Origin of the sequence: Salinisphaera orenii subsp. halophila YIM 95161 (assembly GCF_003732545.1) — a bacterium.
GTDB classification, from domain to species: Bacteria; Pseudomonadota; Gammaproteobacteria; order Nevskiales; family Salinisphaeraceae; genus Salinisphaera; species Salinisphaera orenii_A.
In genome coordinates this window covers 18,027-40,775 of record NZ_AYKF01000132.1, presented here as the reverse complement: position 1 = coordinate 40,775, position 22,749 = coordinate 18,027, and the positions used below count along the sequence as shown (strand labels likewise).

The 22,749-nt window shown below is 67.6% G+C and carries 15 protein-coding genes; 6 read left to right on the top strand and 9 right to left on the bottom strand.

The features are described from left to right. Nucleotides 1-26: 26 nt before the first annotated feature. From SAHL_RS16005 to SAHL_RS15995, 3 genes are all read right to left on the bottom strand, one after another. Complete coding sequence (locus SAHL_RS16005) at nt 27-794, bottom strand: 3-hydroxyacyl-CoA dehydrogenase (protein ID WP_123592420.1); 768 nt, start codon at nt 792-794, stop codon at nt 27-29. 84 nt (nt 795-878) lie between these two features. Beyond that, nucleotides 879-1,403: a hypothetical protein gene (locus SAHL_RS16000; RefSeq protein WP_148045590.1), complete on the bottom strand. Its 525-nt coding sequence runs from the start codon at nt 1,401-1,403 to the stop codon at nt 879-881. A 406-nt stretch (nt 1,404-1,809) separates the two neighbouring features. After that, entirely contained in the window at nt 1,810-2,130 is a 321-nt protein-coding gene (locus tag SAHL_RS15995; RefSeq protein ID WP_245965446.1) for an MGMT family protein, read from the bottom strand. An 85-nt stretch (nt 2,131-2,215) separates the two neighbouring features. Here SAHL_RS15995 and SAHL_RS15990 point away from each other — a divergent pair, with 85 nt between their 5' ends. The 4 genes from SAHL_RS15990 to SAHL_RS15975 are packed head-to-tail and all read left to right on the top strand — an operon-like array spanning nt 2,216 to nt 5,419. Next, on the top strand, nt 2,216-3,394 hold the full coding sequence (locus tag SAHL_RS15990; protein ID WP_123592417.1) for an acetyl-CoA C-acetyltransferase: 1,179 nt from the start codon (nt 2,216-2,218) through the stop codon (nt 3,392-3,394). A gap of 16 nt (nt 3,395-3,410) precedes the next feature. Then, nucleotides 3,411-4,112 (top strand): SDR family NAD(P)-dependent oxidoreductase, encoded by a 702-nt coding sequence (locus SAHL_RS15985; RefSeq protein ID WP_123592416.1) that lies wholly within the window; start codon nt 3,411-3,413, stop codon nt 4,110-4,112. 24 nt (nt 4,113-4,136) lie between these two features. Then, a complete protein-coding gene (locus SAHL_RS15980) occupies nt 4,137-4,970 on the top strand; it encodes an aldo/keto reductase (RefSeq protein ID WP_123592415.1) in 834 nt (277 codons plus the stop codon). A 32-nt stretch (nt 4,971-5,002) separates the two neighbouring features. Beyond that, nucleotides 5,003-5,419 (top strand): VOC family protein, encoded by a 417-nt coding sequence (locus SAHL_RS15975; RefSeq protein WP_123592414.1) that lies wholly within the window; start codon nt 5,003-5,005, stop codon nt 5,417-5,419. A gap of 940 nt (nt 5,420-6,359) precedes the next feature. On the opposite strand, the gene SAHL_RS15970 is transcribed toward SAHL_RS15975, so the two are convergent. The 4 genes from SAHL_RS15970 to SAHL_RS15955 form a co-directional block, all read right to left on the bottom strand. Next, entirely contained in the window at nt 6,360-9,473 is a 3,114-nt protein-coding gene (locus SAHL_RS15970) for an error-prone DNA polymerase (RefSeq protein WP_123592413.1), read from the bottom strand. Next, nucleotides 9,470-10,921: a Y-family DNA polymerase gene (locus SAHL_RS15965; protein ID WP_123592412.1), complete on the bottom strand. Its 1,452-nt coding sequence runs from the start codon at nt 10,919-10,921 to the stop codon at nt 9,470-9,472. The genes SAHL_RS15970 and SAHL_RS15965 overlap by 4 nt, the downstream gene beginning before the upstream one ends. After that, complete coding sequence (gene imuA, locus SAHL_RS15960) at nt 10,869-11,651, bottom strand: translesion DNA synthesis-associated protein ImuA (protein WP_123592411.1); 783 nt, start codon at nt 11,649-11,651, stop codon at nt 10,869-10,871. Before imuA ends, SAHL_RS15965 begins: the two co-directional genes overlap by 53 nt. A 1,275-nt stretch (nt 11,652-12,926) precedes the next feature. Continuing rightward, nucleotides 12,927-14,738, bottom strand: a complete 1,812-nt coding sequence (locus tag SAHL_RS15955; protein ID WP_123592410.1) for an NAD(P)/FAD-dependent oxidoreductase — start codon at nt 14,736-14,738, stop codon at nt 12,927-12,929. Nucleotides 14,739-15,445: 707 nt separating this feature from the next. Between SAHL_RS15955 and SAHL_RS15950 the strand changes: the two genes are divergently transcribed. Together SAHL_RS15950 and SAHL_RS15945 are read left to right on the top strand one after the other, a co-directional pair. Beyond that, entirely contained in the window at nt 15,446-16,642 is a 1,197-nt protein-coding gene (locus tag SAHL_RS15950) for a Fic family protein (protein ID WP_123592409.1), read from the top strand. Nucleotides 16,643-16,800: 158 nt separating this feature from the next. Then, on the top strand, nt 16,801-17,214 hold the full coding sequence (locus SAHL_RS15945; protein ID WP_123592408.1) for a hypothetical protein: 414 nt from the start codon (nt 16,801-16,803) through the stop codon (nt 17,212-17,214). Nucleotides 17,215-17,812: 598 nt separating this feature from the next. Here the strand turns inward: SAHL_RS15945 and cobN are convergent. Both cobN and cobW read right to left on the bottom strand, forming a co-directional pair. Further along, nucleotides 17,813-21,616: a cobaltochelatase subunit CobN gene (gene cobN, locus SAHL_RS15940; RefSeq protein ID WP_123592407.1), complete on the bottom strand. Its 3,804-nt coding sequence runs from the start codon at nt 21,614-21,616 to the stop codon at nt 17,813-17,815. A 41-nt stretch (nt 21,617-21,657) separates the two neighbouring features. Then, the gene (cobW, locus tag SAHL_RS15935; RefSeq protein ID WP_123592406.1) at nt 21,658-22,740 is read right to left on the bottom strand and encodes a cobalamin biosynthesis protein CobW; all 1,083 of its coding nucleotides are present in this window, start codon (nt 22,738-22,740) and stop codon (nt 21,658-21,660) included. Between the last annotated feature and the right edge of the window lie 9 nt (nt 22,741-22,749).

The window sequence follows — 22,749 nt, the reverse complement described above, 5'->3', positions numbered from 1 at the left end:
CACATACCGCCACGAGCCACGGCCTACTACTTGGGCTGCATCCGGATGGCGCCGTCGAGCCGGATGGTGCTGCCGTTGAGCATCGGATTCTCGATGATGTCGCGGGCCAGGCGGGCGTACTCGGCCGGCTGCCCCAGGCGCGACGGGAAGGGCACCATCGCCCCGAGCGAATCGCGGACATCCTCGGGCAGTTCGGCCATCATCGGCGTGTCGAACAGCCCCGGCGCGATGGTCATCACGCGAATGCCGTGGCGTGCCATCTCGCGGGCGATGGGCAGCGTCATGCCGACGACGCCGCCCTTGGAGGCGGCATAGGAGGCCTGGCCGATCTGGCCCTCGAAGGCCGCCACCGAAGCCGTGTTGATGATGACGCCGCGTTCGCCGTCGTCGTCGGGCGTCTCCGCGGCGATCGCCTCGCTGGCCAGCCGGATCATATTGAAGCTGCCGATCAGATTGATCTGGATGACGCGACTGAACTGGGTCAGGTCGTGGGGGCCGTCCCGGCCGAGCACCTTGGCCGGGATGCCGATGCCCGCGCAGTTGATCAGCCCGTGCAGCCCGCCGCCGTGCTCGCGTGCCGCGGCCACGGCCGCGCGGCCGTCCTCCTCGCGCGTGACGTCGCAGTGGACGTAGTGGGCGGAGCTGCCGATGGCGTCGGCGGTCTCGCGTGCCTTGGTGTCGTCGATATCCGCCAGCACGACACGGGCGCCCGCCTCGACCAGCGCGCGAGCGCTGGCGGCGCCGAGTCCGGAGCCGCCGCCGGTGATCAGGAAACAGCGATCCTCGATGCGCATGATCTGTCCTTGTTATCTGCATGAACGCCGGATCGCAGCCTAGCAGGCCCGGCCCGCAGGGCGCAGGCGCGGGCGTTTCGCGACTCAGCGTCGATGCGATCCGGGCTTGGGCGCGGACGTGGCGCCAGCCGACCAGGCGCCGATCCAGCGTCTGACGAACGGGGCCAGGTCATGTGGCTGACAGGCGCGCGCGACGTTGAATCGACGCACGGAGCGGCATCGATAGGTCGCCGGCAGTCCAGATCCACGCACGGTGCGTGTCGAGGCGGGCCGGCTGCTGCTGCCGGCCGCGCACGCCGACATGCGATGGCGGCCGGCCAGCAGCTGCAGCGGCTGTCGCGGGCGGGCGCAGTGAATGGCGTTGAAACGATGGACCAGCCCCGGCTCGTTCATCACCGCGAGTGGCGACAGGAACAGGTGGACGCCGCCGTCGGATTGCGGTTCCGACCACAGGCTGACGTCCTCGGGGCTGCCTGCGGCCCGATGGGCGTTTTCGAACGCTTGTTTCACACGCTCGCGTTCGCCGCGCGTCAGCGCATTGGCATCGAGGGCGATCCGGTACCAGCTCGCCGTCATGCGCATTCGTCGCGTTCGATGGCTCAGAAGCATGGCGATCTCCTCCTGTGTTATGGCGATCCTCATTTCGCCACGCGGCTGCGACGTGCGTCCATCCGGTAATTTACCCCCTCGGGCCGCCGTTGCGCCCCGGCGCGCCCTGTGCTGGACGATAGCCCGCGGCGTGCGAGGCGCCTGGTCAGAAAATGACCGCCGGCCGCAATCCCTTGGTACAGCGGGGCTGTCGCCGTTTGTTCACAGGCTTGTGCACGCCTGGTGTTGATTGTTGTTGGGGTGCGCACGGGCGGTTGTCTGCGCGGCAGCCTCGCACCGCGTCCACTTGGCGGGGCGGCCAGCGGCCCAAGCACGACGCGATCGCGGAAACCACGGCGTCCGGTCGCTCCGAGCCCCCTGTGCGCGAGCGCCGGCCGGGGCGCAGCTCGGGCGGCTGACTGCCGTATCAGTCGGGTTGCCAGCCGTGACGCTCGAGGTCGATACGTCCGCCGATGAAGACTACGCCCTCGGTCTCCAGCCGTCGCCGCTGGGTGAGCGCACCGGTGCTGCCCTCCGGCAGCGACAGCCGTCCGCGGGCGTTGATCACGCGATGCCACGGCAGTCCCGGCGGACATTGATGCATCGCATAGCCGACCTGGCGCGCGGCCCGGGGATGCCCGGCCAGCCGGGCGATCTGGCCGTAGGTGGCGACACGGCCCTCGGGGATCCTGCGCACCAGGGTGAAGATCGCGGCGTGGGTGAGCTTTGACTTGCGGCTTGCGGACATGGGCGCGGACATCGCGCTTTACAGGGTTCGGGCAGGCTGGCACAAACGTAGGCTCAGCGTTGCGGGCAGAGCAGGACATTGCGTCATGGGTGAAGCGTACATCGTATCGGCAATGCGCACGGCCGGCGGACGCCGGGGCGGACGCCTGTCGGGCTGGCATCCGGTGGATCTCGCCGGCACGATGATCGACGGACTCGTGGACTCCACCGGCGTCGCACCGGATGCGGTCGACGACGTCATTCTCGGCTGCGTCGGCCAGGTCGGCGAGCAGGCGGTCAACGTCGCCCGCAACGCGGTGCTGGCCTCGAGCCTGCCCGAAGCCGTGCCGGGTACCAGCGTCGACCGGCAGTGCGGTTCGTCGCAGCAGGCCCTGCACTTCGCCGCCCAGGCCGTGATGTCGGGCTGTCAGGACGTGGTCGTCGCCGGCGGGGTGGAGAGCATGACCCGCGTGCCCATGGGGGCGCCGCTCACGCTGGCGAAGCAGGCCGACATGGGTCTGTACATGAGCCCCGCGATCCGGACGCGCTATCCCGCGACGGAGCTGTTCAGCCAGTTCGAGGGCGCCGAAATGGTGGCCGAGAAATACGGCCTCGAACGTTACGCGCTGGACGAGTTCGCGCTCGACAGCCATCGCCGGGCCGCACAGGCGGCCGAAGCCGGCGCCTTCGACGACGAGATCCTGCCGGTCTCCGTGCTCGATCCCGAGACCGGCGGCCAGTGCATGCACGCGGTCGACGAGGGCATTCGCTTCGACGCCACGCGGCAGGCCATCGCCGGCGTCTCGCCGCTGGCCGAGAACGGGCGCATCAGTGCCGCGACCGCGAGCCAGATCTGCGACGGTGCCAGCGGCGTGCTGGTGGTCAACGAGAACGGTCTGCGGCGGTTGGGCGTGACGCCGATGGCGCGGGTCCACCACATGAGCGTCATCGGCCACGACCCGGTGATCATGCTGGAGGCGCCGCTGCCGGCCACGGACCGGGCGCTGGCGCGCACCGATCTGTCGGTCGACGACATCGACCTGTTCGAGGTCAACGAGGCCTTCGCCCCGATCCCGCTGGCCTGGCTGGCGGCGACCGGCGCCGATCCGCAGCGGATGAACGTGCACGGCGGCGCGATCGCGCTCGGGCACCCGCTCGGCGCCTCCGGCACCCGGCTCATGACGACGCTGGTGCACGGGCTGCATCGCCACGGTGGGCGCTACGGGCTGCAGACGATGTGCGAAGGCGGCGGCATGGCCAACGTCACGATCGTGGAGCGGCTGTGAGACCAGGGTGTCTGGCATGAGTCCTCCGGTCTGTGCGATTCCCGGTGCCGGCCCGGGCAACGGCCGGGCGCTGGCCCGGCGCTTCGCGGCGGCGGGCTATCGCGTGGCCCTGATCGCGCGCCGCGACGAGACGGTCGCCGCGAGCGCCGAGGGGTTGGACGCGGCGCACGGCTATGTCTGCGACGTGACCGACGGCGCGGCCGTCGAGGCGACGTTCAAGACCATCGCGACGGAGCTCGGCCCCGTCGAGACGCTGCTCTACAACGCGGGTAACGCCGTGTTCGGCAGCGTGGACGAGGTCGAAGCCGCGGATCTCGAAGCCGCCTGGCGCACGAACACGCTCGGCCTGTTCCACTGCACGCGCGCGGTCCTGCCCGGCATGCGTGCGGCCGGCGCCGGCCACATCGTGGTTTCCGGCGCCACCGCGAGCCGCAAGGGCGGGGCGCGTTTCGCCGGGTTCGCCCAGGCCAAGGCCGCGCAGTACAGCCTCGCGCAGTCGCTCGCCCGCCAGCTCGGACCCGAGGGCATCCACGTGGCGATCGCGATCATCGACGGCGTCGTCGCCACCCCGCGCACCCGTGAGATGATGCCGGACAGGCCCGATACCTTCTTTCTCGATGCCGATGCGATCGCGGAATCCGTCTATCAGATCACGCGTCAGCCGCCGTCGGCGTGGACGTTCGAGTTCGATCTGCGGCCGTTCGGCGAGCGCTGGTAGCACCACCACAGCAGAGTTCAAGACATGAAGACGGTGACACTGCCCTGCGGCGAGTCGGTGCCCGCGCTCGGCCAGGGCACCTGGTTTCTGGGCGACGATCCGGCGACGCGCGACACCGAGGTGGCCGCGCTACGCGCCGGCATCGATCACGGCATGCGCCTGATCGATACCGCCGAGATGTACGGCAGCGGCCGCGCCGAACGACTGGTCGGCGAGGCGATCGCCGGCCGCCGCGACGAGGTGTTCCTGGTCAGCAAGGTGCTGCCGTCGAACGCGGACACGTCCTCGGCCATCGCCGCCTGCGAAGCCAGCCTCGAACGGCTCGGCACCGATCATCTCGATCTGTATCTGCTGCACTGGCAGGGCAGCGTGCCCTTCGAGGCCACGCTCGAAGCGTTCCGGCGGCTGCAGGCGGACGGCCGCATCCGCCACTTTGGCGTGAGCAATCTCGATCTGGCGGCGAGCCGGCGCTTCGTCGACTGTGAGGGTGGGGCGGCGATCCAGGCCAACCAGCTGCTCTACAACCTGGCCCAGCGCGGCATCGAATGGGATCTGCTGGATTGGCTTCGGGAACGCGGGATCGCAACGATGGCGTATTCGCCCTTCGACCACGGCGGGCTGCTGCGGCACGCGGGTCTGGCCGCTTTCGCCAGGGAGCGCGACCTGACGCCGGCCCAGGCCGCGCTGGCCTGGCTGCTCGATCGGGACGGGGTGATCTCCATCCCGAAATCCGGCGACCCGGATCGCGTGGCCGAGAACGCCGCAGCACTCGAGGTCACGCTCGGCGCCGACGATCGGGCCGAGCTCGACCGGCTGTTCGCGCCGCCGGCCGGGCCGGAGCCGCTGCAGATCTACTGACCCGTCTGACCCGTCATTTCCCGGAGACCGACATGCCGCGTTTGAACGGCGTCATCGAGACCATTCTTTATACCGCCGATATGGGGCGTGCGCGGGCTTTTTTCGAGCAGGTCATGGGGCTGACGGCGCACGTGGCCGATCATCGCTTCACCGCCTACCCCGTCGGCACGAACATGCTGCTCCTGTTCGCCCAGGGCGAGACCCTGGAAACGGTCGAGCTGCCCGACGGCATGGGCACGATTCCGCCGCACGACGGCGGCGGGCGCCAGCACATCGCGCTGGCGATCCCCGAGGACGAGCTCGCGGCATGGGAGGCACAACTCGCCGCGCACGAGGTCGCCATCGAAGGCCGTACGCACTGGCCGAAAGGGGCCGAGAGCCTCTATTTCCGGGATCCCGACGGCCATCTGCTGGAGGTCGTCACCCCCGGCATCTGGCCGAACCACTAGCTTCCTGTTCCGCCTTGGGGCCGTCGTCGCAGCCTGGCGGGGACGACGCCAGGGTTGGGCACATCACCGTGGGTCGGCCGGCCAGCAAAGGCGGCGATGTCGCCTCGGCGCTCGGGCTGGGGCGGTTAACGCTTCATGCGAGGCCGTGCCGAGCGTCGTGGTGCGGCAAGTCGGGGCGTCATGCGCGCCGGGCAGTCATTGTGCCAACGTGCAACAACGCTGGATTGTCGTGCCACAGCGCTTGGCTTTTCGGGTTGGGTCACACATCCCGCGCTGCGGCGTTGCCCGCCTGGATCGTGGCTCGCCACGATCGGCAATTCGCGCCTTGCCGCGCACCATGTACGGTCTCCAATGCGGCGCTCGAATGCAATGTTGATAGGCCCTGACGTCCGCGGACTAAGTCGAGAATCGAGTGTCGGCGGCGCTGCGCGGCGTCGCTGCAGGGCCGCGACGGTGCGTGCGAGCCGCCGCCACCCGGCCATCGCTTGCCCGGGGACTGGCATGACCATGGGCGAAACGGAGGCTCCGGCGACATGGCGAATTCGCACGGCCCGCAAGCGAACCGGTGCGGCGCGCATCCGGCATGCAGGTTCGCCAGTGGCCGCCACCGGGCTCTTGTCGTGTCGACTGCCTTCCGGCATTAATGCAATCGATCCAACCTGCGGTTTCGATGCCGCGTTGTCGATGCGGCGCCGTCGCGTGGCCTGGCGGCGTTATGGCCCGGAGCGTTGGCTGGCCGTCACGGGTGAACGAGTCGGCCGGCGTGTGCCGCGGCCGATCGGGGTCGGATTGGCCTGCCGGCATCTAACCTGGGCTCGCCGGCGCGAATGCGTACGCCTGCGATGCGAGACCGGCGATGTCGCAAGGGCGAATCCAGTCCGCGGCGATGATTTGGCCCGCGGGCATACCGGCCCGCCCCCCTGACACGCGGCCGAGGCCGTCAGTGAAAATCCCGTGACCGCACGTCGAGCTGGCCCAGCAGCGGAGTGTCGTCGATGATATGCCGCGCCACGCAGTGGGTGACCGGCCCGTTGCGCTGCATGACGCCGAGCACCCGCAGCAGCCGGGCGCTCACGACCGCCACCCGATAGCGCGCCAGCAGGCGGGCATGGATGATCAGATTCACCTGTCCGGTCTCGTCCTCCAGCGTGACGAACGTGGTGCCCTTGGCGCTGCCGGGGCGCTGGCGCATGGTCACGATCCCGGCCACATGCACGTTGCGGCCGTCGGCCTGACGGTTGAAGTCGGCCGCGCAGAGCACGCCGGTGGCGCGCAGCCGGTCGCGCAGCAGGGCCATCGGATGGCGGCGCAGGGTCAGGCCGGTGCTGGCGTAGTCGGCGACGATGTCGGCGGCTTCGCGCGGCTCGGCCAGCGTCACCGACGGCTCGGGCGCATCCAGGCCGGCGAACAGATCGTCCTGGACGCCGGTGGCGGCGATCTGCCACTGGGCGCTGTGGCGGTGTCCGGCCAGTCCGCGCAGGGCATCGGCGCGGGCGAGGGCGTTGCGGGCGCGGCGGTCGAGCCGTGCCCGCTGGACCAGGTCGGCGACGCTCTGAAAGGGCGCCTCGGCGCGTGCGGCGGCGATGCGTTCGGCCGCGGCCGGGGCCAGGCCGCGCACCAGCCGCAGTCCGAGGCGCAGCGCCGGCCGATCGCCGGCGGCCGCGGCGACGCCGGGCTCGGCCTCCAGGCTGCAGTCGACGTGCGAATGGCGCACGTCGGTCGGGCGTACCGCGACGCTGTGGCGGCGGGCATCGGCCACGATCTGGGCAGGCGCATAGAAGCCCATCGGCTGGCTGTTGAGCAGGGCGGCCGCGAAGGCGGCCGGCTCGTGGCATTTCAGATACGACGAGACATAGACCAGCAGGGCGAAACTCACCGCGTGGGACTCGGGAAAGCCGTAGCTGCCGAAGCCCTTGATCTGTTCGAAGATGCGGTCGGCGAATTCGTCGGCATAGCCGTTGTCGCGCATGCCGCGCTTCAGGCGTTCGCGCCAGGGCTCCAGGCCCCCTTTCTTCTTCCAGGCCGCCATCGAACGGCGCAGGCCGTCGGCTTCCGCAGCGCTGAAGTCGGCCGCGACCATGGCGATCTTCATCACCTGCTCCTGAAAGATGGGCACGCCGTGGGTGCGTTCGAGCACGCCGCGCAGCGCCTCGCTGGGATATTCGATCTCGGCGGGATCCCGTGCCCGGTTGAGCAGATAGGGGTGGACCATGCCGCCCTGGATCGGGCCCGGCCGCACGATGGCGACCTCCACCACCAGGTCGAAGAAACGCCGGGGCCGGAGCCGCGGCAGCATGCTCATCTGGGCGCGGGACTCGATCTGGAACACCCCCACCGTATCGGCGGCGCTGATCATGTCGTAGGTGGCGGTATCGCCGCCGGGAATCTCCGCCATCGTCCAGCGCACGCCGCGGCTCGCTTCGACGAGGTCCAGACAGCGACGGATGCAGGTGAGCATGCCCAGCGCCAGCACGTCGATCTTGAGCAGGCCGACGGCCTCAAGATCGTCCTTGTCCCACTGGATGATGGTGCGTTCGGCCATCGCCGCGTTCTCCACCGGCACCAGTTCCTCGAGCGGCCGGTCGGAGAGCACGAAACCGCCCACGTGCTGGGACAGATGGCGCGGGAAGCCGATCAGGTCGTCCACCAGCCAGAGGATGCGTTCGAGGCTGCGCTGGCCGATGTCGATCCCCCGCTCGGCCAGCTGCGCAGCCAGCGTGCCGTCGGCGCTGCGGCTGGATAGCGCCGAGGCCAGGGTGTCGATGCCGTCCGCGCTCAGACCCATGGCCCGGCCCACGTCGCGCATGGCGCTGCGCGGCCGGTAATGGATGACGGTGGCCGCGAGCGCGGCCCGGCCGCGGCCGTACTTGCGGTAGATGTACTGGATGACCTCCTCGCGGCGCTCGTGCTCGAAGTCCACGTCGATGTCCGGCGGTTCGTCGCGATCGCGGGAGATGAAGCGCTCGAACAGCAGCTCGTGGCGGGCTGGATCGACCTCGGTGATGCCCAGGCAGAAGCAGACCACCGAATTGGCCGACGAGCCGCGGCCCTGGCAGAGAATGTCCCGGCTGCGGGCATGAGCGACGATGTCGTGCACGGTGAGGAAATAGTGCGGATAGTTCATTTCGCCGATCAGCGCCAGTTCGTGCTCGATCTGCCGGCGCAGGCGCGGGCTCGGCCCCTGCGGCCAGCGTCGCGCGCTGCCGCGTTCGACCAGACGACGCAGATGCGACAGGGCGGTCTCGCCGGCCGGCACCAGTTCCGCCGGGTAGTCGTAGTGGATCTCGCGCAGCGAGAAATCGCAGTCCGCGGCCACCCGGCGCGCGGCCGCCAGCGCTGCGGCCGGATAGAGCCGGTGCAGGGTGGCGACCGGACGCAGGTAGCGTTCGCCGTTGCCGGCCAGCCGGGTGCCGGCCGCGGCGACCGTGGTGCCGTGGCGCAGGGCGGTGAATACATCCTGCAGGGCACGCCGCGCGCGGCTGTGCATGTGGACATCGCCCGTGGCGATCAGCGGCAGGCCGTACTGGGCGCGCAGGGCGGCCAGCGTATCCCTGTGGGCCGTATCACGAACCCGTCGATGCAGCGCCAGGGCGATCCGGGCGGTACCCGGGTAGCGCGTGGCCAGCCAGGCGAGGGTGGCGTGCAGCGCGGGCCCGGGCGGGGTGTCGTGCTCGGGCAGGACGATCAGCCAGCAGTCGTCGAGATCCATGGCCTCGAAGTCCGCCCGTTCGATGCGATAGCCGCCCTTGTCCGCCCGTCGCCGGGCGGTGGTGATCAACTGGCAGAGACGAGTGTAGCCGTGGCGGTTGCGCACCAGGACACCCAGCGTGACGCCGTCGCTGCAGGTGAAGCGCGCCCCGAGAATGAGCTTGATGCCGATCTTTTCGGCGGTCTGCAGGGCGCGTACGGCACCGGCCAGGCTGGCCTCGTCGGTCAGCGCGATGGCCTCGTAGCCGAGTGCCGCGGCCCGGGCGACGAGCTCCTCCGGGGTCGAGGCGCCGCGCTGGAAGGAAAACGCGGACAGGCAGCACAGCTCGGCGTGCGTTGCGCTCATCCGAACAGGCCGTGCAGATAGTAGGGCGACGGACCGCCGCGGGCCGCGTCGAGATCGCGATAGATCCAGAGCAGGCGGCCGCGCCGGTCGCGGGCCCGATAATAGTCGCGGCGCACGGCCTGCGCGTCCCACCAGCCGCTTTCGATGCGCTCGGGGCCGGCGATGAAGGTCAGCGTCTCCGGTGCCGCGATCGGCCGGGGATGCGCGTAGAGCCACAGCGGCCGCATGGCGTTGCCGGTCGGCGCTTCGATCGGCGGCCGATCGCCTGTGGCGCTGGCTTTTTCGGGGCGATGCGCGTCCGGCGCGTGCAGCCACCCGACGGCGTCGTGCCCGAGCCGGGCGCGCAGCCGGTCGAGCACGGCCGGCCATGCGCCCGGCTCGACGCCCGGCCGGGCGGCCTCTGACAAGAGCTGGCTCTGGGCCTGCTCGCGCCGTCGCAGGCGTTCGCTGGCCAGGCCGATCTCGACCACCGGGGCCGTCAGCTCGACCCGGGTCAGGCGATCGTTAACCACCCGCTCGAAGTGCGCGGCGTCGTGGGCCGGGCTGTTCAGGCGCAGATCCAGTCGAGTGCGGCTATCGTCCTCGTGGATGAGGATGAGCCGCAGATGCTGGATGGCGGCGTCGGCGCCGCGCAGGAACGCGGCCAGATCGGCGAGAACACGCCGCAGCACGAAGACCAGCCCCTGGGTCGTGACCACGGCGCCGGTGAGTTCGTGACGGGTGCGATAGCGGGCGGGCAGTCGATACAGGGGCAGGCCGTGCGGCCTGTGGCCCTGGAGCCGGTCCAGATCATCGAGCAGGGCGGCGCCGTAACGCCGCATCAGGGTGGCCGGGGGCAGCGCGAGCAGTTCGCCGAGCGTTCGGAAGCCGCTGGCCTGCAGCGAGGCGAGCGTGCCCGCGTCGAGGGCCAGACAGGACAGCGGCAGTGCCGCCCGCTCTATCCGCGCCCGGGATCGGGGCGCGCGGGTTCGTGCCAGGGCGACCTGCGGCGTGCTGTCGATACCGGCTACATGGCGATGGCCGAAGCGCTTCAGATCCAACGCGATGCGCCGGCGCAGCGCGCGCCGGCCGCCGAACAGACGCAGACTGGCCCCGATCTCGAACACGAGATGGCTGCCGCCGGCGGTGTCGTATGGCGGCTCGCCGGCGCAGGCGAGGTGCACGTGATCGCTGTATTGCCAGGCCCAGCCGGCCAGACGCGTCAGGGCGGCCCGCTCGCCGGCCGGACGACGCGACAGCACGCCGGCATCCGGCTGTCGCAGTCGTGCATCCGCCAGGTCCATGCCATGGCGCACACCGGCGGCCACCGCATCGGCCGTGGCCGCGACCACGAAGCAGCGGCTGCCGCGGGTCTCGACCACCAGCCACGAACCGTCGGCCGTTTCCCCGGTGCGGCTATCGAGGGGCCAGTGGGGGAAACGCAGAGCGAGCCACAGTGCCGTCGTCATTGCAGGCCTCGGCATGGGTTTCGAATCCTCGGGTCGCGGGCGACGACTCGGGCATGAAGATCCAGGGCCGGTCAGGACCCGGCTGCAGACCGTCGAGGCGGGCGCCGGCCGGACCGCGACATTTGCGGACCTCGATCCGCTGGCCTCGGTCGCCCCGGGTGATCGCAAGCCGAAGGGCCGCCGGCGAGCGCTGCCCGGCGCAGGCCAGATCGCGATAGACGAAGATCGGGCAGGCGGCGTTCTCGGCGGCCAGTTGCAGCTTGCGCAGGGCCGTGTTCGTCAGGCCGTCAGACCAGAACACGAAGCCCACGAAGCCGCCCGAGCGCGCCATCTGCTCGATGGCCCAGACACATTCACCGTCATTCCCGCCGGCGATCAGCGGCAGGCGCCGGATATCCAGCCCCTGGGCCGCCAGCGCCGGGGCATTGAGCGGGCGGGGCGGGGCGACCAGACCGATTCGGCTGTCGGGATGCGCACTCAGCCGTTGCCCAAGACACGTCAGGAGCAGACTGAATTCGCCCGTCCCGGCCGTCTCGACCAGAAACTCCGTCACGGCGTGGGCCGGATAGCCGCCACCCGGCAGCAGGCGATCGAGGGCACTCCAGCTGCTGCCCACGATGGACTGACGCGCCTGCTGACTGGCCCGGCGCAGCCCCAGTCGCTGCCACTGGCTCGTGTCGCCCGGCAACGAATGGCGGCGCTGTGTCTTGATGGGTCGCGCGGATCGCATGACTGTATTTATATACAGTTATAGGCGCCGTGGCCAGCCTCCGGTCATTCGGCCGACTCAAGTCCCTGTATGGGCGACCGTGCGTTGCGGCATCGCCTGACGCCAACGGCTGATCCGCGCGAATCTCTCGAACCAGAACTCGAACTCGAATCGCAAACCGGGGAGGAGCGTGGTTGCGACCGTACGTTCAAAGCCGGTCGGCCCCTCGTTCTGCCGTCTTGCGGCGGTTCAGCGCCTGAGAAATCGTCACTGCCTTGCCTGGCAGGATGGGCGATCAGAGATACGGCGCGAGCGGGGGCGTATCAAAAGGTACGCTTATCGGCTTGGACAGGGCTTGAACGCAACCGCGCTGTCTTCCTGCAGCGCCCGTTCGTGCTCGCTCTGACCCGACAACCGATCTGCGGCCGGGTATTAGGCAAACACGTCACAGTCCTGTCCACGCTTTCGCTGGCGCCGCTCTCTTGCGCATGCTCGCTCGGCAGACCGTTTTTGCCGTAGGAAAAACGGGTGGAGGCTGTTGATATCGTATAGCGGTGTCAGGGCAAGTTTGGCTCTGCCACATGCCAGATCGAGTGGCGAGCTGATGGAGTTCATCCCGAACTAAGCGATCTATACGAAGTTGTCGCCCATCAAGCGCGCAGTGAAACCGCGCACGAAAGGAGGCTGTTGGTGCGCGCCTTCGTGCATCAGCGTGCGTACCTGCCGGCGAACTATTGGATCGAGTGGCAGCGGAGTAGGGGGTAAGCAACCACACCTGATACGACCGGAGGAGGCCAACCCGTGCTTCTTTGCCGGGATCTGGAGCAAGCCCCACAAGTCTGTCCAAGGACCATCAAGTCAGCGGGCAGGTGACATTTGCGATTCTGACCGGTGTTCCGAACGCCGATCTCGATCATATCCCATATCCGCGACCGCCAACCGCAGGCGCTTACGCTGACAGGCGGTAGGCAATGGCTGGATCCCGACAGTCAGCCAACAACCTGCATGAGGTGCTCGCCGAGAGCCGCTAGAAGGCCGACGAGAATTGGCCCATCTTGCCCCGGGTGTCGGCAGCCCGGCGAAGAACGACGCATGGCTGTTTGGCCTATTTGAGCGACCAGCCGGCGCCGCCGTTGCTCGTGCGCAGTTGCTGGCGGTAGCGGCACATTCGCACTGCCACCGCCAAACCTTTCAGGCCATGCCATCTTGGGCCATTGCTCCCGTCGGGCACTTTGCCTGCGGGCTACCCTGGCACGAATTGCGGCTGCAAGTTGACACGCTCACGCTGGCGAGCGTTCATTCCAGATGGTGAACCTCGGGAATGCCATACACCGGGGTATCGATGCCTTCCATTCGCGCCTTGAGTTGGAGTGCGAGATAACGCGAGTAGTGACGCGACAGGTGCAGATTGCCGCTATGAAACCACAGCCCGGGTTGCTGCGTGGGTTTCCACATGTTGCGCAGTTCGCCTTCCCAGGGGCCGGGATCCTTGGGTGTATCCGACCCCAGGCCCCAGCATTTGCCGACGCGGTCGGCCACCTCCTGCGAGATCAGTTCGGCCGCGAAGTTATTCATCGAGCCGTACCCGGTCGCGAGGATGATCACATCCGCCGGCAGCTCCTCACCATCCGTGAGGACCACGGAATCCGACTTGATGTGGTCAATACTCACGCGGCTGCGCAAGCCGATCTTGCCCTCGATCAGGAGCTCCGAAGCGCCGACATCGATGTAGTAGCCGCCGCCGCGCCGAAGCGCTTTCATCAGCAGGCCCGTGTCGTCGCCGCCGAAATCGAGCACGAACCCGGTCTGTTCCAGACGCTCATAAAAATCGGCGTCCCGCTCGCGAAGCAGTGCGCCCATCCCGCCGGCCATCTGGGGCAGAACCGCATAGGGCGTCGATGCGAAAAGCATGTCGGCCTGATCGACATCCAGACCATTCTCGGTGGCTTCCTGGGAATAGAGTGCACCCAGGGACAGTTCGCAGAACGAATCCGACTTCACTACGTGTGTCGACGACCGCTGAATCATGGTCACGTCGGCCCCGTTCGCCCACAGATCGGCCGCGATATCGTGGGCCGAGTTGTTGGCGCCCAACACGATGCAGCGCTTGCCGGCGTACCCCTGGCCGCCGGGGTGCTCACTCGAGTGGTGGAGCGTGCCGTTAAAATCGCTCGCCCCCGGGATCTCCGGCACATTGGGCATGCCCAGTGCGCCAGTGGCCATGATCAGGTGCTTGGGCCGCAGCGTGTGCGTCTGGCGTTCGCCGTCGCCGGTGAACTCGACGTCAACGCGCCATTCCTCGCGTGTTTCGTCGTATTGGGCACTTTTACATTCCGTGGCGCTCCAGTAGTCGAGCTCCATCACCTTGGTGTACATCTCCAGCCAATCGCCCATCTTGTCCTTGGGCGTGAACACCGGCCAGTTCTCGGGGAAACGAATATAAGGCAGATGGTCATACCAGACCGGGTCGTGCAGGCACAGCGATCGGTAACGGTTACGCCAGGAATCGCCGGCCCGTTCGTTGCGCTCGACGACCAGCGTCGGTACGTCCAGCTGTTTGAGACGCGCCGCCAGCGCGATGCCGGCCTGACCACCGCCGACGATCACGCAATAGGGCTGCTCGGAATGGCCGAGGCGCGCCTGATGCTCTTTCTGGCGCTCGAGCCAGTTCGGGCGCTCGGGCTCGATCCGGTGCACGGTGCCGAGAGGCCGGTGATGGCCCGTGGCTTCGGGGTGATCGACGAGATCCGTGATGGCGGTGAGCAGGGTCCACGCCTTGCCATTGATCAGGCGGACATGGCCCTGTGCATGGGCTACGCCGGTGTTGAAGGTAAACCAGCCTTCCACGACGCCCTCGAGTTCGGTGGCCTCGCCGTCGATCGTGAAGTCATGGGGGCGCACGTTGCCCAGCATCGCGCCCAGCATGTCGCGAATCGAATCGCGGCCCTCCAGCGTCTTGATATTCCAGGTGAACACGACCAGATCGCGCCAGTAGCAATCATCTGCGAACAGCGCACTGACAGCGTCGACGTCGTTGTTGCCGAGCGCAGTCTCGAATGCGGCGAGCCACTCGGTAAGCGCACGCGCCTCACGCTGGGTTGAGCCCATATCTCCTCCTTTGGACGGGTGAATCGATCCACCCCGGTTGTCGCATGGATACGGTTCTCGGCCGACGGCTTGGGCATCGGGAAAACGCACAAAAGGCTTATTTATGCCTTTTGGATCGAACCTATCAGGTTTGCCCGTTACTGACGATTCGCCACCTCGGGCCTGCAATGCGTTGGAAATATTGCCGTAAGCGGATTTCATGCGGTTTGAGGCAGTCGCATGGCGACGACCTGCGTTCTCCAATATCGCGCAAGCGAACGGCCGGTTCGACCGCCTGTCGCCTCGCTTGCGCCGTTACGCTGCTGTATGGCTCGCCCGGTCTGCTGATCACGGCCGGCGAAGAGGTCACTCATGTCGATGGCAACCGCCACCGGCTGAGAGTGTTGGAGATCAATTCTCACGCGGCCGTCGCCCTGGGCGCGGGCGGCGTGGCAAGAGAGTCTGCATCCGGCTGGATGATCAGGGCCTCATGCGAGATGCTCGGGCTCCAGTAAACGTGGTCATTGAGAGGTCGTGCCGCGTATAAAGTCCTATAAGCGGCATACTAACCGGCAGAAACCGGCTTTTATCTCGATGGTTTGCGTCGAAAATATTCGATTTAATTATTAATAATCATAAATCTAAACGCCATTATATTTTCCGTTAGAGCGGCAGAAGAACCGGCAAAAATTTGGCATAATCGGCGAAATATTTCGCCTTATGAATCAATGACTGACCTGACGTACGGGCTTGCACCGTGGATGCCGTCCGACCCCTCACGCGAACTCGCGTCCAGGGCGTATCAATTGGCACAGAAATCGGCGGCGTTGAGCGGCTTGCCGGCTGCGACACGGGGTGCGTTGCAGGACATGCTTCGGATGGTCAATACCTACTATTCGAATTTGATCGAAGGGCAGAACACCCATCCGGTCGAGGTCGATCGGGCGGTGCGCGCTGGTGAGCAGATGCAAACCCCGGGGGTGATGATTTCTCTGGCGCTGCGTGAGGCACAGCAGATCATCGCCGCACGCGATGAAGCCGGCAGCCACGAGCGTCCAACCGATCCCGATTTCATTCGCCGGATCCACCAGCTCATCTTTGAGACGGCACCCGAGTCGGAACGGCGCATTTCTGATTCCAACGGCAATCAAAGCGTTGTCGTTCGACCCGGCGAGCTGCGAACGACCGATGTGCGCGTCGCAAGACATGTCGCAATCAGCCATGATCAGCTGAGCGCGGCACTGGCCTGTTTTGCTGACGCGTATCGTCCTGATCGAGCGAGCCTGCGCGGTGACCAGGGCCTGATAGCGGCCGCTGCCGCACATCATCGGCTGGCCTTTCTGCATCCCTTTGTCGATGGCAACGGCCGCGTCGCGCGCCTTTTCAGCGAGGTCTATATCGATTGTGTGCTGGAACAGCCCGCGATCTGGAGCCTCTCACGCGGGCTCGCGCGTGCCCGCCAGCGCTACTACAGTCACTTGGCGGATGCGGATGCGCCGCGACAAGGCGCTCTCGATGGGCGCGGGCAGCGCAGCGAACGGGCGCTGTATGCGTTCTGCAAGTTTTTCCTGGATACCTGCGTGGACCAGGTCGACTACATGGCCGACGTACTTGGCATCGAGGGCTACAAGCGGCGGGTCGAATATCTGGTTCGTCAGGCCAGCGAGCGGGCACTTCCGGACGTACCCGCGCTCGACCGCGGCGCCGAAGGCGTACTTAAGGCGGCGTTCATTGAGGGCGAGTTGACCCGAGCGGAGGCCGGCCGACGTACCGGATACAAAGAGCGTATGGGGAGACAGGTGGTTAGCGAACTCCTTAAAGAAGGCTTGCTCGTCAGCTCGAATCAACGAGGTCCGGTTCGACCGGCATTTCCCGCCACCTACCTGGATTATCTATTCCCGAAGATGGCGGGGCTGGTGAACTGATGCGGCACTGCCCTCCATACGTACCACTGCTCGGCGGCGCGCTGATGGACCAATGGACGATCGCCGCGCTGCTCGCGTTTATCGCTTCGATGTAACCACCAACGGTTCAGCGGCTGTGACGCTAGCCGATATCGCTATGGGGACCGGATAGGGCAACCATGCGCGACATCAACTACGTTCGGATGGCGTTCGCTGTCGCCGGCGGCCTTGTCATTGGCTGGATCGCGATGAGGTTGATCGCAATGCTGTTAGGCGCGGTCGTGATCGGCGGACTGATGTCCAGCATTAGTGACGCCATCGAGTTCGACAGCACGCCGGAGTCGTCAGTGACCAGTAGTCGCCAATACCGCGACGCCCAGGCAACTGAACGACAGGCCCAAGCCCGCCAGCGCCAACGTCAGGCCGAGAATCGCCGAGCCCAGACACCCAAAGGTAAACAATTGCGACACACATGCGCCGAGTGGCGCAGGAATCAGCGCATGACGCCTACGGAAACGACCCGGATCAACGCGGAGTTTCACTGCGACCGCTATGGTCGTTATTTGCAGACGGGCAGTCTGCGTCCTCGGTAGCCAATTCACAGAAGGCGCACGGCGCGCTCGCTTCGCTAGGCTATGTAATACGCATAATGTATATTATGTTAAATATTGTGTCGGGCTGAGCAGATGTGAAGCACATCGCTAGTTCTTCGGCTGCCACTCCACTATTGCGACGCGCATTCAGTGTGAAGGTCATCACTGCTGGTATCCGCGTGGCAACGGCGCGTTTCGACGCCCACACTCAGGGCATCGGCCACGACCTCTTCGCTCTAGCTCGAACGAGCGAGCCTGTTGTCCAGTCAGGCCTGACGCTCGTTGATGTTATCGATTGCGTCACCGCGTGCGTGTCCGCGAGCGCATCGTGAAGACGCACTCCGATGGTTATCGCGTCGAATCACTGGGTGTTATCGGGCGCGACGAGCCCGCCGTCTGTGATGTCGAGGTTGAACAGCGAACGGGAGTTCGCGAACGGCGACGAGTCTGCGACCAAGTCAGGCGCTTGCCGCTGACATGGACCGGATGACGTGGTCCGATGCGGTTGCTCAACACCCTGTTGGTCTGAGCTGGCCTGACGATCGGATGCGGACAATGTCTTTCCGCGTGGCCGGCAGCGCCTGTTCTCGTGGCGCACCTATTCGAGCGGTTGTTCGTAGCCTTCCTCGAGTTCCAGAATCGCGTTCTCGATGTGTTCGCGATAGGCGCCGGGTTCGTGCCAGAGGCCGCGCTGCATGGCTTCGAGCATGCGTTCGGACATGTTGCGCAGCGCATCCGGGTTGTGAGCCTCCACGAACGCCCGGTTGTCCTCGTCGAGGATCAGCGCATCCGAAACGGCGGCGTACTGGTAATCGGCGACCACCTGCGTGGTGGCGTCGTAGGCGAACAGGTAGTCGACCGTGGCGGCCATCTCGAAGGCGCCCTTGTAGCCGTGGCGCTGCATCGCGCCAATCCATTTGGGGTTGGTCACCCGGGCCCGGATCACGCGGTTGATCTCCTCGGTGAGCGTGCGGATGCGCGGCGCGCCCGGGTTGCTGTGGTCGCCGTGGTAGACGGTCGGCATGCGGCCGCTGCGGCGGCTGCGGGCGGCGTTGGCCATGCCGCCCTGGAACTGGTAGTAGTCCGCGGAATCGAGGATGTCGTGCTCGCGGTTGTCCTGGTTCTGGATGACCGCCTCGAGCCCTTCGAGGCGGTCGTTGAACGCCTCGAAGGCCGCCTCGCCGTATTCGCGTTCGCCGTAGGCGTAGCCGCCGCGCTCGACGTAGGCGTCGGCCAGATCGTCGCCGTCACCCCAGTCGCCGGCGTCGATCCGCTCGCTCAGGCCCGAGCCGTAGGTGCCGGGCCGCGAGCCGAACACTCGGAAGCAGGCCTGGCGCATGGCGCTGTCGTGGTCGTGGCCCTGGGCCAGAAGTTCGGCCACCCGATGCTCGACGTTCGTCCGGATGGTGTTGCCGTCGCCCGGGTCCTCGAACGTGGCCAGCTGGCGCACCGCGGCATCGAACAGCCGGATGATGCCGGCGAAGGCATCGCGAAAGAAGCCGGAGACGCGCAGGGTGACGTCCACCCGCGGCCGGCCGAGCTGGAAGGCGGGCACGATCTCGAAGTCCACCAGACGATTGGAGCCCGGGGCCCAGACCGGCTTGATGCCCATCAGCGCGAACGCCTGGGCGATGTCGTCGCCGCCGGTGCGCATCGTGGCCGTGCCCCAGACGGACAGCCCGATCCGGCGCGGATAGTCGCCCTGCTCCTGCAGATGCCGCGTGACCAGCGCCTCGGCCGATGTCTTGCCCAGTTCCCAGGCCGTCGTCGTCGGAATCGCGCGGCTGTCGACGGTGTAGAAGTTGCGGCCGGTGGGGAGCGTGTCCAGGCGTCCGCGGGTGGGCGCACCGCTCGGCCCCGGCGGGACGAAACGCCCGTTCAGCCCGCCGAGTGTGTGCGCGATCTCGTCGGTGACGCCGCGCGTGAGCGCCGGCAGCAGCGTGTCGCGGACGTAGCTCAGCAGCGCCGCGGTCTGGGTGAGGCCCCGCACGGCCGCCATATCGCCGTCGATCACCGCCCGGGCGACGAGATCGACCGCCAGCTGCTCGAGGCGTTCGCGGGTGTGATGATCCGTGCGCCAGCCCTGAGACGACAGCGAGGCGAGGATCGCCGGCTTCGGCCCGTCCCAGGCCTGGCCGTCCACCCGGAGCGGGTCGAAATCCCCCAGTTCCAGATCGGCCGCGAGGGCGTGCAGCAGACCGCGGTCGGTCGCGCCCTCCCCGCGCTGCATGCGGGTCAGCGAGACCAGAGTCTCGGCCAGCTGCGCCCGATCCGGCAGCCGGCCGAGGCAATGCAGGCCGCCCCGGATCTGGGCTTCCTTGAGATCGCAGATATAGGTGTCGAGCCGGGCCAGGATCGCCTCGTCGTCGCTCGGGTCCTCGGCGATCTCGTCGGCGACGTGGCTGCGGCGGGCGATCTCCAGAATGCGATCGCGCAGATAGGTCTCGCGCCGGCGATCCAGGCCCGCGGCCTCGAAGTATTCGTCGACCAGGCCTTCCAGCTCGGCCAGCGCGCCGTGGCTTTCCGCGCGCACGATCGGCGGCGTCATGTGGTCGATGATCACGGCCTGGCTGCGGCGCTTGGCCTGGGCGCCCTCGCCCGGATCGTTGACGATGAACGGATAGAGTTGCGGCATCGGGCCGAGGGCGATGTCCGGCCAGCAGTGTCGTGACAGCGCCACGCTCTTGCCCGGCAGCCACTCGAGGTTGCCGTGCTTGCCGACGTGGATCACGGCATCCACCGCATAGACTTCGCGCAGCCAGGCGTAGAAGGCCAGATAGCCGTGGGGCGGCACCAGATCGGGGTCGTGGTAGTTGGCGGCCAGGTCGATCCCGAAGCCGCGCGCCGGCTGCGGCCCGACGAACACGTTGCCGAAGCGCAGCCCGGCGATCTGCAGACGCCCGTCCTGATGTTTCGGATCCGCCCGCGGTTCGCCCCAGCGCTCGAGGACCGCGGCCTGACTGGCGGCCGGCAGGGTCGCGAACCAGTCCTCGTAGACGGCGATGTCCAGACTCTGGTGACTCGGCTTGAACTCGTTGCGCGCGGCATCGTTGGAGACCGCCGCCCGCAGGTGCTCCATCAGCGCGGTCGGATCGTCGGGCAGCGCGCCGGTGTCGTAGCCGTCCGCGCGCAGCGCGGCCAGCAGCTCCAGCGTCGAGGCCGGCGTGTCCAGCCCCACGCCGTTGCCGATGCGCCCGTCGGTGCCGGGGTTGTTGGCGAGGATCAGGGCGATGCGCTTGTCGGCGTTCGGCCGCGTCTGCAGACGGGCCCAACGTCGGGCCAGATCGGCCACGAAAGCGGCACGTTCGGGCATCAGCTCGTGGCGAACGACATCGATCTCGCAGCGTCGGCTACGGTACGCCAGGGTCTTGAAGGCCACCGCGCGGGTGACGATGCGGCCGTCGAGCTCGGGCAGCACCACGTACATTGCCAGATCGCGCGACCGCAGGCCCGCGTTCTGCTCTGTCCAATCCGCTTCGGTGGTGCTGGCCGGGATCAGCTGCAGGACCGGGATGTCGCGGGCGAAGGTGGCGCGACCGGTGCCGGGGTCAGAGGCCGTGGCCGCGTTGGTCGCCGCCCGCAGCGCGAAGCCGGTGGTGTTGAGCACGACCGCGGCGTCGGCCGCCTCGATCAGCTCGTCGATCGCGGCGAGACAGGCGGGCTCCTTGAGCGAGGCGACGGCCACCGGCAGCGGGTTCAGCCCCCGGGCCATGAGCACCTCATACAGGGCCTCGAACACCGCGGTGTTGCCGTTCTGCAGATGACTGCGATAGAGCACGACGACGGCTACCGGCCGGTCGTGGCCCGCCGGCCAGCGGGCACGCCAGTCCGCGAGCGTGGCCGGCAGCCGCTGGGGGTGATGGATCAGCGCCCGCGCCAGCACTGTCGGCTCGCGCCAGTCGAAGTCCCGGTCGAGACAGGTGGCGGCGACGAAGCGCATCAGCGCCTCGGCATTGTCCGCCCCGCCCTCGCGGGTGTAGCGCCACACGCGGTGGGCAGTGTCGTAGTCGACCGTCGAAAGCGCGAAGACCTCGTCGTCGTGGTAGTCCTCGCCGGGAACCACGATCAGCTGGCGGTCGGAAGCCGCAGTGGCCCAGTCGGTCAACTGCTCGACCCCGTACGGCCAGTAGGCGCGGCCGCCGATCAGCGATACGACCACCACCCGGGCCCGGTCCAGCGTGCGGTCGCGATACAGATCCAGCGCCGCGGGCTTGGACAGATTGCGCCAGTTCGCCAGACGCAGGCTCGGAAATTCCGCCGGCAGCCGTTCGGCGGCCTCGGCCAGCATCGCCAGCACGCCGTCGGCCGCGCTCAGGATCACCATGTCGGCCGGCGACTGGTCGAGGTCGATGATGCCCTCGCCGTCGGCGAAGCCGCCCGGTTGTGCCGCCAGTAGATGCATGTCGCTCTCGGGCCGGTACGCGCGTCGAACGCGGCGCCGTTTCAGTCGGCGTCGGCGGTGGCCACCTCGGCCTCGCCCAGCACCGCGCGGATGCGGTCCCGGTCGAGATCGTGGCCGATGAACACCAGCCGCGTCTCGCGGCGCTCCTCGGCCGCCCACAGGCGATCGAAGTAATGGGCGACGCGTTCGCCCACCGCCTGGACGACCTGGCGCATCGGCTTGTCGCCCACGGCGGCAAAGCCCTTGGCGCGATAGATCGTCTGTTCCGCGATGAGCTGCTGCATGCCCGCCAGCAGGCGCTCGCTGTCGACCGCCCCGAGGCTGATCACGGTCGAATCGAAGTGGTCGTGGGCGTGCTCGTGCGCCTCGCCGGCCGCGTGGTGGGCGTCGTGATGGGTCTGGAGCGCCTCGATGCGATCTTCGGTCGCCGAGTCCAGCCCCGTCAGCAACTCCGGATCGGCGGCGCCGTTGTCCACGAACAGCGTCTTCACCCGCGCCGGCAGCCGTGACCGCAGCCACTCGTCGACCGTGTCGCGATCGGTCGCGCTCAGTCGGTCGGCCTTGCTCACGATCGCCAGATCCGCGGCGGCGAGCTGATCGTCGAGCAGTTCCTCCAGCGTTGGGTCGTGATCCAGGGCATCGTCGGCGAGCCGGGCGGCGTCCACGCGCTCCGGCTCGTGCGCCCAGGTGCCGGCCGCGATCGCCGGGCCGTCGAGCACCGCGATGACCGAGTCGACCGTGCAGTGCTGCTTGATCTCGGGCCAGTTGAAGGCCTGGACCAGCGGCTTGGGCAGCGCCAGACCGGAGGTTTCGATGACGATGTGGTCGATCGTATCGCGCTTTTCGATGAGCTTTTTCATCACCGGCACGAACTCCTCCTCGACCGTGCAGCAGATGCAGCCGTTGGCGAGTTCGAAGATGCCGTCTTCGCCCTCACCCTCGTCGCCACAGGCCAGCGGACAGCCGCGCAGCAGCTCGGCGTCGATATCCATTTCGCCGAACTCGTTGACGATCACGGCGATGCGCTTGTCCTGCGCGTTGCGGATCAGGTTCGACAGAAGCGTGGTCTTGCCGCTGCCGAGAAAACCGGTGACGACCGTGGCGTGGATCTTGTCGAGTTGCATGATCGGACT